9 protein-coding genes and 1 pseudogene are annotated in these 14,140 nt (G+C 61.8%); 1 reads left to right on the top strand and 9 read right to left on the bottom strand.

The window, feature by feature from the left end:
• From GSM73_RS16830 to GSM73_RS16805, 6 genes and pseudogenes are all read right to left on the bottom strand, one after another.
• Nucleotides 1-192, bottom strand: a pseudogene (locus GSM73_RS16830) (heme utilization protein); the annotation flags it as partial.
• A gap of 302 nt (nucleotides 193-494) precedes the next feature.
• Entirely contained in the window at nucleotides 495-1,814 is a 1,320-nt protein-coding gene (locus GSM73_RS16825) for an MFS transporter (RefSeq protein ID WP_047227120.1), read from the bottom strand.
• Nucleotides 1,815-2,111: 297 nt separating this feature from the next.
• Nucleotides 2,112-3,257: a CfaE/CblD family pilus tip adhesin gene (locus tag GSM73_RS16820; RefSeq protein WP_160893296.1), complete on the bottom strand. Its 1,146-nt coding sequence runs from the start codon at nucleotides 3,255-3,257 to the stop codon at nucleotides 2,112-2,114.
• Nucleotides 3,254-5,941 carry a TcfC E-set like domain-containing protein gene (locus GSM73_RS16815; RefSeq protein WP_160893294.1) on the bottom strand — a complete coding sequence of 896 codons (2,688 nt, stop codon included), beginning with the start codon at nucleotides 5,939-5,941 and terminating at the stop codon, nucleotides 3,254-3,256. Before GSM73_RS16815 ends, GSM73_RS16820 begins: the two co-directional genes overlap by 4 nt.
• A gap of 65 nt (nucleotides 5,942-6,006) precedes the next feature.
• Nucleotides 6,007-6,504 (bottom strand): CS1 type fimbrial major subunit, encoded by a 498-nt coding sequence (locus GSM73_RS16810; protein ID WP_047227118.1) that lies wholly within the window; start codon nucleotides 6,502-6,504, stop codon nucleotides 6,007-6,009.
• 88 nt (nucleotides 6,505-6,592) lie between these two features.
• A complete protein-coding gene (locus GSM73_RS16805) occupies nucleotides 6,593-7,348 on the bottom strand; it encodes a fimbrial protein TcfA (protein ID WP_076383662.1) in 756 nt (251 codons plus the stop codon).
• A 334-nt stretch (nucleotides 7,349-7,682) separates the two neighbouring features.
• Between GSM73_RS16805 and GSM73_RS16800 the strand changes: the two genes are divergently transcribed.
• A complete protein-coding gene (locus GSM73_RS16800; protein WP_139049252.1) occupies nucleotides 7,683-8,012 on the top strand; it encodes a hypothetical protein in 330 nt (109 codons plus the stop codon).
• A gap of 118 nt (nucleotides 8,013-8,130) precedes the next feature.
• On the opposite strand, the gene GSM73_RS16795 is transcribed toward GSM73_RS16800, so the two are convergent.
• The 3 genes from GSM73_RS16795 to GSM73_RS16785 form a co-directional block, all read right to left on the bottom strand.
• Nucleotides 8,131-9,471: a sigma-54 dependent transcriptional regulator gene (locus GSM73_RS16795; protein ID WP_076383663.1), complete on the bottom strand. Its 1,341-nt coding sequence runs from the start codon at nucleotides 9,469-9,471 to the stop codon at nucleotides 8,131-8,133.
• Complete coding sequence (locus GSM73_RS16790) at nucleotides 9,464-11,230, bottom strand: ATP-binding protein (RefSeq protein ID WP_160893292.1); 1,767 nt, start codon at nucleotides 11,228-11,230, stop codon at nucleotides 9,464-9,466. The genes GSM73_RS16795 and GSM73_RS16790 overlap by 8 nt, the downstream gene beginning before the upstream one ends.
• A 77-nt stretch (nucleotides 11,231-11,307) precedes the next feature.
• The gene (locus GSM73_RS16785; protein WP_160893290.1) at nucleotides 11,308-14,121 is read right to left on the bottom strand and encodes an RHS repeat-associated core domain-containing protein; all 2,814 of its coding nucleotides are present in this window, start codon (nucleotides 14,119-14,121) and stop codon (nucleotides 11,308-11,310) included.
• Between the last annotated feature and the right edge of the window lie 19 nt (nucleotides 14,122-14,140).

Below are 14,140 nucleotides of genomic sequence, written 5' to 3'. Positions count from 1 at the left end.
GCGGTCAAAGCCGTCTTCGGCGATAGCGTTGGAGCCGGTGCGGTCGAAGCCGTCGGCGGCAACGGTGGCAGCGCCGGTGCGGTCGTAACCGTCAGCGGCAATGGCCGACTGAGTGCGGTCGAAGCCATCGGCGGCGAAGGTGTTGGCGGCCAGTACGGACAGGGTCAGGGCGAGGATCAGTTTGGTTTTCATGGTCGTTCTCCGAAGTGGTTGGCGTTGATCGCCTTGGGTGTGGAATTCATATTACGCTTGTTAAATCGATTAAAAAGCGCAAAAAAACGCTCAAACAAATCGTATTTATCGATTGGTTGCTCGTTGTTACTGATCGGCGATAAATGTCATCACCGGCGTACCCGAACAGCGTTTTGGTGAGGATGAGGATGTAGGGCGGGCATTAACCAGAGATTAATGTCGGATAAATCTTCGGACACGAGGCACAAAAAAAGGGGCGAACCCATTCAGGTTCGCCCCTTTCGTTTTTGTGTGTGCGCAGGTCAGTCGGTCAAGATCCGCGAATGCTTGCGGGTGTCTTTCATGGTGATGTAGACCAGCAGCGACACGGCGATGCACGCCGTCACGTACCAGTAGTAGCCGGTTTCCATGCCGATGCTCTTGAACCACAGGGCGATGTATTCAGCGGTGCCGCCGAAGATCGATACGGTCAAGGCGTACGGCAAACCGACGCCCAGGGCGCGGATCTCTGTGGGGAACAGCTCGGCTTTGACCACGGCGTTGATCGAGGTGTAGCCGCTGACGATGATCAGCGCCGCCATGATCAGGAAGAACGCGCCCCACCAGGTCTGGATGGTGTGCAGGGTGGTCAGGATCGGTACGGTGAACAGCGTCCCCAGGATGCCGAAGGCGATCAGGATCGGCCGCCGACCGACCTTGTCCGACAAACCGCCGATCAAAGGTTGCAGGCACATGAACAGGAACAGGGTGGCGGCGGAAATGGTGGTGGAGTCGGAAATGCTCATGCCGACCGTGTTCACCAGGTATTTCTGCATGTAGGTGGTGTAGGTGTAGAACGCCAGGGTGCCGCCCATGGTCAGGCCGACCACAGTCATCAACTCTTTTGGATGGCGCATCAAGGTGCGCATGGCGCTTTCCTTGGCTTTTTCCTTTTTGGTGAACGACTCGGTTTCTTCCATGCCGCGACGCAGGTACAACGCCACTATCGCGCACAACGCGCCGATGGCGAATGGAATGCGCCAGCCCCAGGCATACAGCTCTTCGGTGGTGAGGAACCGTTGCAACACGATCAGCACGCCGAGGGCGATGAGTTGGCCGGAGATCAGGGTCACGTACTGGAAGCTGGAGAAGAAGCCGCGACGTTCCTTGGTGGCCATCTCGCTCAGATAGGTTGCCGAGGTGCCGTATTCACCGCCCACCGATAGGCCCTGAAGCAAGCGGGCCACTACCAGCAGGATGGGGGCACCGACGCCGATGGTTTCATAGCCGGGGCTCAGGGCGATGATCAGCGAGCCGAAGCACATCAGGTACACCGAGGCCATCAGCGCCGCCTTGCGGCCGGCGCGATCCGCGTACAGGCCCATCAACCAGCCACCGATCGGACGCATCAGGAAGCCCACGGCGAAGATCGCGGCGGTTTTCATCAGTTGCGCGGTGGAGGACCCGGCCGGGAAGAATACTTTGGCGAAGTACAGCGAGAAAGCGGCGTAGACGTACCAGTCATACCACTCGACCATGTTGCCGACCGAACCGCTGAAAATCGACTTGATCCGGCTGGCAGTGGTTCTTTCACGGGCGGGCGCGGCGGCCGACCCGAGGGGAAGGGCGTTGGAGTTATCCATTGAAGGATCCTTCGTTTAATTGTTTTTGTGGAGCGCGTGGGAACGCAGCCTGCCAGGGCTATAGCAGGAGCTGTGCCAGGTGGGAGAAGGCCGGTCTAGAGGGGTTTTGAATGCTGGGTGAGCGGATTGGCGCTCATTTTTGCTGTGGAATGAGCGGGAATCCGCTCATCCTTGAGGTCATCATTCTTGGCTGCTGGCCTCATCGCGAGCAGGCTCGCTCCCACAGGGTTCTGTGTATGCAGGTCCAATGTGGGAGCGAGCCTGCTCGCGATGGCGCCAGTACCGACACCCGAAGGCTCAGGGCGACGAGGTTGAAGGCGTGAACTCCAGGTTCAGCTCTCCCCGATATTGCCCGGTATTCTTGTCGATCTGCCGAAACTGCGGCGTCTCCAGGGTGATCGGCCAGGGCGTGCACACGACCGGGAAGGGGACGTTGGGCAAGCGCACGGCGCGGATATCGGCATTGTTGATACCGGTAAAGGTCACCGGTTGACCTGAGACATGCTGTGTCTCGCCCAGGTTGGCGGTGCGGGTGCGAACTCGGTATTCGATACGGTTACGTTCGTCCGTCCCCCCGGAGGTGTGCTTCACGAAGAAGCGCCCGGCCATGCCGGGTACGGGGTTTTTGTCGGTGACGCGCATTTCGAAACGCTGGCTGTTGGAGTTGTAGCCGTCGTAGAGGCAGGCATCGACGACAGCCTGGCCGGAGACGATACCTCCGGGGCCATTGATCAACGGGCGGGTGCGCAGGTTCAGGTCCACCTGCGGGGTGCTGATGCCGTGGGCGGGCAGGTAGATCTGCACGTTATTGTGATCGGTCACGTCCAGCTTGAAATCGACGGTGTAGATATGGGCGTCTCCGATTGGCTGCGAGTAGAACCTCCTGAGCTTCATGACCAATTGCGCCGTCCAGATGCCACCGGCAGGCAATTTGGCGAGTTCTGACCGAGGAATCCAGAGGGTGGAGGCCGTACCCGTCACATCCACTCCCTCGCAATTGCCATGTGATGTCGAGGTCAGCATCCAGGTGCTGGGCGCCCACACCCCGCAGGGGCTGTGGATCTGGTATCTGCGTGTAATGTTGCCTTTGACGGTCAGGACCACGGAGAGTCCGCTGCGTCTTTCCGTGAATCGCAGCAGTATATCGGTGGTGCCGTGCCTTCCTCCGGTGGTGGTCCGACACTGCCCTGTCGCGGGATCGGTGTTGGACAGACAGACAAAATGCATGGTCGTGTAGCTTGAGTGGGGCACAGGCTGTTCGTGCCAGCCGTGGATCATCCGCCGCCAAACGTAATGATCGGCGGGTGGCGCCGAGCGGTCGAAACTGAGCATCTCGGATTGGTAGTAGTTGCCGGGATGGATGTCCCCGAGCGCCGGTAGCGCAGCGAACGCGCCAATCAGTGCGCCAAGGCGACGGGCCCAACGGTGAAAGATCAGATTCATGGCTGGTTTCTCTTGTCTGACGATAACGCGGCGCTGCGGCGCGCGGTCCAGCGTTCCAGTCGGTCGGGGTCGCGCAGGTCTCTGGGCAGAGCGTCCAGGGTGGTGCTCTGGCAGGTCAGCGTGCCGACCTGGCGCAAGCTGCTGCGAGCGGTGGCCGACTGCACGGCGCAGGCATGCACACCGTTCAGGTCCAGGGCGAACAACGGTTGCGGGGGCTTGTTGAGATCGACGACGAAGCTGCCGTCCTCGGCGGTTTCCATCATCGCTGCGTTGAGGATGGCCGCCTGTGCCAGCGGTTGTCCCCGGGCGTCCACCAGGCGTCCGATGTAGGTGTAGCTGAGGCTGGACTCGATGCGCTGCACCGCCAGCTTGCCGGGTGGCAGGAACCAGTCGCGGCTGCCGTTGCCGACATTCACCGAGCTCAGGTTCTGGCGCGAGGCATCGGCATCGCTGATGCGAGTCTGGGAGACCTCGAAGCCATTGATCGGAATCAGCCGTTTCTCGCCGAAGCCGATGCTGGTCTGGGCGCCGTAGCCGCCACTGACCTTGGCCGCGGCGCCGGTGGCGTTTTCCATTGGCGCAGCGACGATGCCGACGGCGGCGCCAGGGCCTGTGCCGCCCTGGCCGGGGCCCCAGAAGAAACCTTCGCGCCCCAGTGCCAGTGAGGAAGAGTGGTTGCCGCTGAGCCCAGGGCGTGAATCATGCCGGTCACCGCCGCGCTGTGACATCGCCAGGCTCGTTTCGCCCCAGCTACGTTCGAGTCGCCCGGCCAGTTCGGCGTCCCAGCGGCCCAGGTCGTCGTAACCCAGCCCGGTATTCATCTCGTTGCGACCTTGCTCGCTGTCCCAGACACGGGTATGGGCCAGGCTGGTCCGGACGCTGTCGCTGGCGGCCTGCTCGCGGCGCGCGTCCAGGCCGACACTGGTCTGCCGGAAGCCACCGGATGTCGAGCGCTCGTTATGGGACAGACTGAGGCTCAGGTACAGGCCGTGGTCGGTCGGCCGATTGCCGCTCTGATTGCGAAACGCGCCCACGCGGTGGGTGAGGTGGAACTGGCCCAGGCGATGCCCGCGGGAGAACCCCACCTGCAGGGTGCGGGCCCAGGTGGCGGTGGTCAGTTCGTCGGTCAGGTCCGGCTCGCCGGGCAACGTGTTCCAGTAGTAGGACGGATTCACCTGGGCATAACGGTTGTAGCTATAGCCGGCGGTGAGGGCGCCGCCGGCCAACGGCAGCGATGCGCTGGCCGTCAGCGATTCGTTGCAGCCACTCTGCTGGTAGGTGCGGCGGTTGTGCTCGCAGGACGGGCTGCGCAGCGAGTAGCGATAGAGATTCCAGGACAGGCCATGGTTGAACGTGAACTGCTGGCTGTTGCCGCTCGCCCCGTCGTTGCCCTCCAGGAGGGCGGCCGACAGCGACCAACTGCTGGCGCCCAGCGTGCCGGCCCAGTCCAGGCGGCTTTCGTTGTAGAGCGCGGTGTCCAGCCAGGTGATCGCGCTGGTGAGCGCCAGGTTATCGAGCAGCGGTACCCGCAGGCCGGTCTGGGCCACGGCGGCGGGATCTTGTTCGTACAGGGAATGCTCGGCCGTGCGCCCACCCTGTAAAAACCATTGCACGGTGTCATCCCCCAGGCCGTTGCCGTCGGTGCGGCTGAAGGGCACGGTTTCGGTACGGGTTACCTGGCCGTTTTCGATCACCCGCAGGGTCACCGGATAACTGCCGTTGGGGAAGGTTCGGGTGTCGACGTTCTGCACACCGGCATCCAGATAAGAAGTGGAGAGCAGTTCTTCGCCGCGAAAGGCATCGACGCGGGCGCGTTGGGTCAGGATCAGGGAGATGGGCGTGCCCTGTCCGACGACGTCGCGATTGAGGTAGGCCAGGGTGGTGCCGACACGGGCGCCGTCGATCCGGCCCAAGGGCAGCAGGCTGAAGTTGAAGTTGCCGCCTTCGGCGCTGGACAGGTTGCTCATGTCCATGCGTCCCGCCTGTGCGTAGTGTTCACGGTCGAAGTCTCGCCGGTAGTAGGCGTTGTTGAATTCCAGGTTGCTGTCACTGCCGCGCTTGTTCTGGTTGGCCTGATAGGTCCAGGTGAACCCCAGGTGACTGTTTTCTCCCAGGCCGAGTGCGCCGAGGCCGCTGGCACCCAGGGCGCGGTAACTGTCGGACTGGGCGATATTGATGTTTTGCCGGTGGACGAGGGCATTCTCTGCCTCGCTCGGTGTATGCAGCCGCAGGGCCGAGGCCTCGTTGGTCGGCAGCCAGTCCTTGCGCAGCAGGACCTGGAGACGGGCCCCGGCCTCGTCGAGAATCACGGCCACTGCCTCGGTTTCGAGATAGCCGCAACTCGCCTCGCTGGCCAGGCCGTAGGAGCAGGCCAACTGGCTATTGCTGGGCAAGGGCTGTGACAGTAATGGCAGCAGTTCCTGAGGCGAGGCCAGTACGCCGGCTTCCACCAGCAGGGCCGCGATGCGCTCAGGCTGCTTGAATTCGATCCGGCCGGGCTGGACCAGCACCGGGTGCACGCCGAGATTGCGGTTGAACAGTTGTAGTTCGAGCTGTTCCACCTGCCCTTCGACCAAGGCTTCGAAGCCGGCCGGCACCTGAGTCAAGGCGTCGGTCGCGGCCCAGGCGCCTTCGGCCAGCGCCCATGAAAGGGAGATGGAGATAGCTGTGAAGTGGCGTTTCATACGTGGCCTTGATGCAGGAAAGGGGGTACGACGACGCCGTACCCCCTTGGGAGGAACGGTTGTGTTTACGGTTGCTGAGTCAGCACCAGGCTGACGATGCCTTCATAGCGGCCAGCGTTTGCGATAGCGCCAACGGTGGTTTGCTTGATCTCCAGCATCTGCTCGATCGAGCCGCTGGTCGGGTCGCCACCGGGGAACAGGTCGGCCGCCGACAAGGCGACGCCGGTGGTGCTCAGCGTTCTGCCACCAAAGGTGACGGACAGGGGAACCGCGGTGGAAGCCGGGTTGGTCATGTTGGCCAGGACGGGGCTGGTGATCAGCCTGATGGTCATGTCCTTATCGGTGTCATTGCTGAAGACCCGCGTGCCCAGACGGGTGGGTTGCAGACCCGCACCCGGCAGGTAGCTCATCTCCATGGAGGGCGGCAGGGCACTGCCATCGGATTGGAGCAACTCCAGCGTCGGATCGACATCGGCATAGACCAGGATGCTTTTCTCAACCGCCAGGGCGGGCATCGAGACCAGTGCGGCCAGTGCCAACGGGGCGAATTTGAGCAGTTTCATGGGGTGTTTCCTCTTTTCTATGGGTGAACAGGAGCCCAGCCATGTGCAGGCACATGGCTCAGATTGAAAAATGTGAGGGGGGAGTGGGTTACGGCAGCACGGCCAAAGTGCGTGGCCGTTTGTCGTCGCTGGTCACAAAGCGCATGAGCAGGTTGCCGCTTGTGCCGGATGCCTGGACAGGGAGCGTGCTGCCCGGATACAAGCTGCGATTGACATCGTTCCAGAGGCAGTCTTTTTCGCCCTTGACGTCGGTGCAGCGTCCGACCTGCAATACACCGATGCGCACGTTGCCGTCATTGCGTAGCGCGTCACCGCTTTGTTGCAAGCCGACGCTCATTTGACGGTCATCGGGCAGCAGCCGCACCAGCGCGCCCCAGATCAGGTTTACGCCGATTCTGGGTTGCGTGCCTTGCGGGTCGTCGTCTTCTGCCGCCAGATCCTGTGGAGCGGCCACTGGCTCGAAATAAACCCGGTAGACGGTTTCCTCGCTGGGCATCGCCTGCGCGATAATCCGTACCGTGCGGCTGGCGCCGGGAGCGAGTACCGTGCGTTGTGGCGACACGACGATACCCTTCGTATCGGCCGCAGACACTGGGCTTTCGTGTTCATCCGGCGTGCCCGGGCGCTGGATCTGGACCACACTGACCTTGATGTACTGCACCTTGTCCGACTTGGAATGCAGCTGGATCTGTCCAATGCCATCCTGCTCGGCGCCGATCGTGCTGGTCATCGGATAAACCACCAGATTGGCGGTCGCCGGCGACGATAAGCCGAACGCCAGCATCAAAAGCGCCAGCTTGCCCAAGGCAGCCCAACGGTGGGTAAACGTTTGATTCAAATCCATGTCAGACCTCAAGTAAAAAAGCTAAAAACTCAACGTTATTCAATGCGTCTGCTGAAGCGCTCTTGCCTTCGATGAAGGTCGGTGACGAGAGGGAAGAGTCTCACGACTAGAGGCGAGCTATATTTACGACACTTCCTTTTGTGCTACAGATGCTTCTCTGTTCCATGTAGGAAATTTCCAGAGTAGATTCCAGCCCTGACGCTCCGACACGCTTGCTCCCGTGATTTGAGGTGACTTCCCGGGTGTACAGCGTCGGTACGGGCCATGGTGGTGACTCCTGTGAGGCGAAGATGATTGCTGTTTGTCCGAATTATTTTGGTGGGATAGTTACACCATGTCAATAGATTTGGTGGGATATATCCACGTTCGTCTGCGCGAGGAGATTGACCGTTGTGGGTTGTCATTGGCCGCGGCATCCCGTGCCGCTGGTGAATCCAGTCCGCAGCGTTTGAAAGAAGTGGTATCGGGGCGGCAGAAATGCCCGGCCGATCTGGTGGCCAAACTGGTGGTTATCGGCGTGGACGCGCAGTACGTCCTGGTCGGTGAGCGCGCCCAAATCGCCAAACCGCCATTGACGCCTGATGAGGAAATGCTACTGGAGGCCTACCGGGCACTGGACGTGGGCGACCGGAAACGAATGCTCGCCGGCTTGATTTCGGGCTAGCGGGCAGCCTTATCGCGAGCAGGCTCGCTCCCACATTTCGACCTGTGTACACATCACTTCTGTGGGAGCGAGTCTGCTCGCGATGAGGCCAGTACAGCCGCCACAAAAAACGCCAACCCTACAAAAACATCTCCCGACTCAACCCATGCCGCTGCATCTTTTCATTGAAGGTGCGACGCGGCAGCTGCAATTCCTCGAGCACGGCTTTCACATCGCCCTTGTGCCGCGTCAAGGCGGCGCGCAGGCATTGAGCTTCGAAGGCTTCCTGCTGGGCGGCGAGGGATTGGCCTGGCTCCGTGTCGAGGACGCGGGGTTGATCCAGTCCCAGCAGGTGACGCTCGGCGACGTTGGCCAGTTCACGCACATTGCCCGGCCAGTCGTGGCCGAGCAAATGGCTCAACTGCGCACCGCTCAAGGGCACGGCGGGGCGACCCAGGCGTTCGGCGGCGTTGTGGGTGAAATGATCGAACAATAAAGGAATGTCCTCGCGCCGTTCACGCAATGGCGGCAGGCGTAGCTCGGCGACGTTCAGGCGATAGGCCAGGTCTTCGCGAAAACGTCCGGCGCGGGCTTCGTCGAGCAGGTCGGGCTTGGTGGCGGCGATGATGCGCAGGTCCACATGGATGCTCTGGTTCGAGCCCAGTCGTTCGAGCTTCTGTTCCTGCAGCACCCGCAGCAACTTGACCTGTTGAGCCAGGGGCATGCTCTCGATTTCATCGAGAAACAGCGTGCCGCCGTCGGCGTATTCGAGCTTGCCGATGCGCTTGCCCTGGGCGCCAGTGAAGGCACCGCTCTCATGGCCGAACAGTTCAGCCTCGAACAGCGGTTCGGGAATGGCCGCACAGTTCAATGCCACGAAGGGTTTGTCTGCCCTGGGACCGAAGTCGTGCAGGCAACGGGCGACCAGTTCCTTGCCGCTGCCGGTTTCGCCGCGGATCAACACGTTGACCGGCAGTGTCGCCAGGTCCAGCACCTGGCGACGCAGGTTTTGCAGCGCCCGTGAAACCCCAAGCAGTGTCCCATCGAGCTTGTCCTTGACGTCGGCCTGCTCGTGCAGACGACGGTTCTCCAATACCAGCGTGCGCTTGTCCAACGCCCGGCGCAGGCTGCCGAGCAGGGTTTCGGGCGTGAAGGGTTTCTCCAGGAAATCGTAGGCGCCGTCGCGCATGGCTTCCACGGCCATCGGCACGTCGCCGTGGCCGGTCAACAGGATCACCGGCAGGTCCGGGTCGCGTCGGCGCACTTCGGCCAGCAGCTCCAGGCCGCTGAGCCCGGGCATGCGCACATCGCTGACAATCACCCCCGGGAAATGTCCTGGCAATTGCGCCAGGCATTCTTCGGCGCGACTGAACAACTGCACTTCAAAACCCGACAGGCTCAACCATTGCTCCACGGCGCTGCGGATGCTGGCCTCGTCGTCGACGACGATGACCTTTTTCAATGTGCAAGGGTTAAGCATGCAACTGCGCCTCCTGATCGATCGGCAAGGTCACGCAAAACTGTGCGCCGTTTTCATGGTTGTCCGCCGTCAGTCGTCCACCCGATTCATGAATGATTGCAAAGGAAACCGCCAGGCCCAAGCCCAGGCCGTCGCCCACTGCCTTGGTGGTGAAGAACGGGTCGAATACCTGGCTCAGGTGTTCCTCGGCGATCCCGGTGCCGCTGTCACTGACCGTCAGGCGCCACAATTGCTCATCGGCTTCCAGGCGCACTTCCAGGCGTTTGAGCGGCTGGCCGGCCATGGCATCGAGCGCGTTGCGCAGCAGGTTGATCAAAACCTGTTCCAGACGGATTGCATCGCCACGCACCCACGCCGGGCGGGTCAGGTGCAGCACCGTACTGACCTGTTCGTCCCGCAGGCGTGTGTCCAGCAGTTGCAGTGCCTGATCCACCACCACCGCCAGGTCGAGGCGTTCGCGCAGGCCGCTGGGGCTTTTGCGGGCGAAGGTTTTCAGGTGGCCGGTGAGGGCAGCCATGCGGGTCAGCATGTCGTCCAGGGGTTTGATGGCTTTGTAGGCATCATCGACCCGGCCATGGTCCAGCAACAGGCGCAGGGTTGCCAGTTGCATGCGCTGGGCCGTCAGCGGCTGGTTGATTTCATGGGCCAGGGCCGCCGACATCTGTCCCAGGGCTGCGAGTTTGGCCGATTGCACCAGTCCGTCCTGGGCGGTGCGCAAATCCCGGGTACGTTCTTCTACCAGCCGTTCGAGTTCTTCACGACTGCGCTGGCGCAGCTTTGCCAGGCGCCAGCGCTGGTTGAGAAACAGCAGCAGAAACACCAGGGCCAGCCATAACCCGGCGGCGGCGAGCCCGGCGTTGCGACGGTCTTCGAAGGCGATCTGCGGGCGGCGCAGCAAGTGCAGCGTCCAGCCTTCGGTGGTCAATGGCAGGGACTCCCACAGGTAATCCACGGCACCGTCGGGGGCCTCGACCCGGGCCAGATGACTGTTGTCGTCAAAGCGTCGCAGCGGCTCGACGGCCAAGGGTTGCAGCGGTTGCTTGTCGTATTGGCGAGTGGCCTTGAGCTCGGCGTGGTCGCTGTCGGTCAACGGCTGCAAGTGGCGATAACGCCAGCCCTCTCGGTTGGCGATGAAAATGATGCCCCGGGCATCGCTGACCAGCAGGGTGTCGCTGCCCTGCCGCCATTCGCGTTCCAGCTCGGGAAACTCCAGCTTCACGACCATCGCCCCCAGGAACTCACCGTTGTCGTCGGTCACTGCGCTGGACAGGAAGTAGCCCGGAATGCCACTGGTCACACCCACCGCATAAAACCGTCCGGTGCCCTGGGTGCGGGTCTGGAGGAAATACGGCCGAAAGCCATAATTGTGTCCGACATAACTGCTGGGCAGGCGCCAGTTGCTGGCCGCGACGGCCAGGCCGGTGTGGTCGAGCAATTCCAGTGTGGAAGACTTTGCGGCGCCGTTGATCTGTTCCAGTTTGCGATTCAGCGCGTCCTGTTGCGCGGTGCTGACCGGCCCCTTGAGGGCCGAGCGCAACTCGGGGTCCAGCGCCAGCACGGCGGGCAGGGCGCGGTAGCGCTCGATCAGGGTATGCAGGGAGTTGGCGTACAACGCCAGTTGCTGGTTCGCACGGCTGGCATCCTCTTCCAGTGCCTGGCGTTCGGCGTGCCGCACGGCCAGGGTTGCGGCAATGATGGCGCCGCTGAGGATCAGCAGGGTGTACAACGACAGACGCAAGGGACGAGGCATTGCCGGCATGTGACTGTTTCAAGGACTGGGCAGGGACAGGCACGATAGCATGCCGTCTGCCCGCGGTGATGCGCCTCGCTCCGGCGTTATCGGAGCATGCTTTGTGTCTTCCTCAAGCGGCCGATGGTTGCTTCCATCTCCCTTCTCAGGCTTTGAGGCGTGTCGCCACTGGACTGGCCGATTACTTTGCTGAGCGGTCGGTAGGTATTGACTGCGTCAAGTTCCGCCTCGGCAAACAGCGTCTCGATGTGGGCCATTTGTGCGTTCAATATTTCCACCATGCCGTTGATGTGCGCATCTGCCCGAGCGATTTTCTCCTCGGTCAGTTCATGGCTTGCGGCGCCAATTTCATGAATGATCTCAATGGTTCCCAAAACAATGCTGGTCACGGCTCCTATTTCGCTGGAGGCCACGGTTCCTGTCGCTTTCAGCGCGATCTTGGTGCCAGTGCTGGTCACTTCCTTTCCCGCTTTCAGGACGTTTTTCTGGGTGGGCGCGCTGACGGCGTGGGCCAGATCCCGGGCTTTTGCCTTGGCATAGTGAAAGAGGTCAAGATTCTTGTATTCGCCTTTCTTGACGATTTTTTCCGGGTCCAGTTTCCGGCTCTTGAAGTTGACCGCTGCGCTCAGGCTCAATCGTTCCAGCGCATAATCCAGGCCAACGCTCACCGCTTTGCTGGTGACGAACCCCAGCGCGGCGCCCATGACGATGCCGGGTGGTCCCGCCACGCTGCCCAGCGCCGCGGCGCCGAAGCCTACCGCGAGTCCCGTTCCGTAGCTGACAACCTGTGCACCGACGTGACTACCCACACGTACCGCAGAGGCCTGGGCGTGCGCTGTTGCCGAGCGATGGCTGGCCAGTTGAGTTTGCGCTTCGCTGGCTCTGCGTGAAGTCAGCTTCATGATGTCCGTGAACTTTTTGATCTCCCTGTCCAGCCGGTTATAGTTTTTCCAGCGTTGCCAATAGGCTGCGCTCTGCGCTTTTCTAGCGTCTCTCTGCGCCGGGGTCTCTAGTATCAACCCTTGGTAGTCGGTCAACGTCATCGGGTTATTGCCGACAAATCCATACAGATTCAACCCATCCACATCCCCCGCCGGGTCCGCACTGACCCAGCGCTGCAACCACGGGGCGTAGTAACGTGCGCCGTAGTAATACAGCCCGCTGCTGTCCATTTCCTTGCCTGAATAACGAAGGGTCTTGTAGTCGACTTCAATTCTGGAACGAGCGGCGTGCCAGGCGGTGCCGCCAAAGGGGTAGTAGTGCTCGAGGCTGATCAAGGCGCCGTGACGGTCCAGCTCCAAGGTGCTGGAACCCAAATGATCGTCGAGGGTGTAGCGCAATTGGTCGGCTTCGATGTCGCTTGGTTGGCCGGCTTCCCAATGCAGGCAACGAACACTGCCATGGGCCAATGCACAGGTGACCACGTGCAGTTGTTCGCCGCGGCTGCTGGTGCGGATTTCAAGGCCTGGCAAATATCGCGTTTCGTGGCGAGTGCTGGCGGTGGTGTGGGTCTTGCTGACCCGTTCGCCCTGGCTGTAGAGGCAGGTTTCGTCATCGTCCAGCAACCCGTTGTCGCGTTTGAGCAACGTGACTTTAGTGAGCTGGTCGCGGGCGTCCCACACCAGCGACTGCGCGCCGCGTTGCAGGTAAAGCTGGTTGCCATGGGCATCGAACAGCGCGTCGAAATCCGGCTCCGGATCGCCTTCGGTCCACTGCACGCCTCGGTTGCTGTGAGGGTCGATGCGCAGTGTCCGGGTGTGATTGTTGCCGTCGCGAACATGGCGCAGTCGGGTCAGGTTGTGGCTGGTGTCGTAGTCATACAGCTGGGTGTAGTTGAAACGGTGGCCGGGGTCGATGGGGACGATCGGCTCGGGTAAGCCGGGATGCAGCTGAGGTGTCTCGCCCTCGAAACCGCTGGCGCTGATCAAACGGTAGAGCGAGTCGTAGGTGAAGTCGCGATGACCGTCTACGCGCTGGTTGGCAAAGTACAGGGGGGCGACGGTATGGTCTTCGATACGCAGCACATTGCCCATGGGGTCATGGAAGTACGTCAGGTTCTGGAGCAGGGCTTGTCCGGGTTTTCCGGTCTTGAGGGTGCTCAGTTGATCGTTGGCCGGGTCATAGGTCCAGCGGCTGGTCACGCCGTTGGCCGTATCCTGGCGCTCGATCTGGCCCGCGGCGTTGTAGCGGGCGTCCAGCAGAATGGGTTGTGGCGTGTCCTGGTCCCTGAGTTGCAGGTCCACCTGTTTGAGTTGCCCGCCGATGTCCAGCCGCAAGTAATGCCGGTGGCCGGCGGCGTCGGTCCGGCTCACGGGCGTGCCAAGGGCGTCGAGGGTCTGCTCGCAGATGTGGGGGATGGCATCGGCAAAACGGCGGACCTGGCGTAACGGCTCGCCCGTCAACCCGTAACTGTCCAGATGCACCGTGCCGGAGGGATCGCTCTGCTCAAGCAATTGCCCGCGCAGGTTGTAATCGGCATCAGCCATGGCATCGGCGTAGATGAAGGTGTCGACTTCAGCCTGGCCGTTTTCCTCCAGGGCTATCGGGCGCAACTGAGGGTCATAAGTCACGCGCCAATGATGGGCGCGTTGATCCCAGCGCTGGCGGGATTCACCCGCCAGCCCCGGTAATGTCAGGCGCCATCCGGCATCGACGCTGTCGGTATGCAGCGGCTGACCGGTGAGGCTATGCAGCGTTGTCAGATTGGGTTTGGGCGCCTGACCGAAAAGGCGAGGGTCCCACTGCTCGACGAGGTGGCCGATGCTCTTGTGGTGCTGGCGCGATATCAGCGCGACGGCGGGCGTCGAGGCCTGGTTGCGCAAGTAAGTGGTTTGCCGCACAGGCAAGCCACGGCCATCCACGGCAACGACGTCTGGAGTGCGCAAATGCACGGTACTCATGGGGCTCTGGCCTCCAGAG

The organism is Pseudomonas sp. PICF6 (assembly GCF_009831705.1).
GTDB lineage: Bacteria > Pseudomonadota > Gammaproteobacteria > Pseudomonadales > Pseudomonadaceae > Aquipseudomonas > Aquipseudomonas rhizophila.
This window is presented reverse-complemented; position numbering and strand designations above follow the sequence as displayed.

Coding starts and splice junctions, on each gene's coding strand:
- GSM73_RS16825 (WP_047227120.1), bottom strand. CDS start 1,814: ATGGATAACTCCAACGCCCTTCCCCTCGGGTCGGCCGCCGCGCCCGCC.
- GSM73_RS16820 (WP_160893296.1), bottom strand. CDS start 3,257: ATGAATCTGATCTTTCACCGTTGGGCCCGTCGCCTTGGCGCACTGATT.
- GSM73_RS16815 (WP_160893294.1), bottom strand. CDS start 5,941: ATGAAACGCCACTTCACAGCTATCTCCATCTCCCTTTCATGGGCGCTG.
- GSM73_RS16810 (WP_047227118.1), bottom strand. CDS start 6,504: ATGAAACTGCTCAAATTCGCCCCGTTGGCACTGGCCGCACTGGTCTCG.
- GSM73_RS16805 (WP_076383662.1), bottom strand. CDS start 7,348: ATGGATTTGAATCAAACGTTTACCCACCGTTGGGCTGCCTTGGGCAAG.
- GSM73_RS16800 (WP_139049252.1), top strand. CDS start 7,683: ATGTCAATAGATTTGGTGGGATATATCCACGTTCGTCTGCGCGAGGAG.
- GSM73_RS16795 (WP_076383663.1), bottom strand. CDS start 9,471: ATGCTTAACCCTTGCACATTGAAAAAGGTCATCGTCGTCGACGACGAG.
- GSM73_RS16790 (WP_160893292.1), bottom strand. CDS start 11,230: ATGCCGGCAATGCCTCGTCCCTTGCGTCTGTCGTTGTACACCCTGCTG.
- GSM73_RS16785 (WP_160893290.1), bottom strand. CDS start 14,121: ATGAGTACCGTGCATTTGCGCACTCCAGACGTCGTTGCCGTGGATGGC.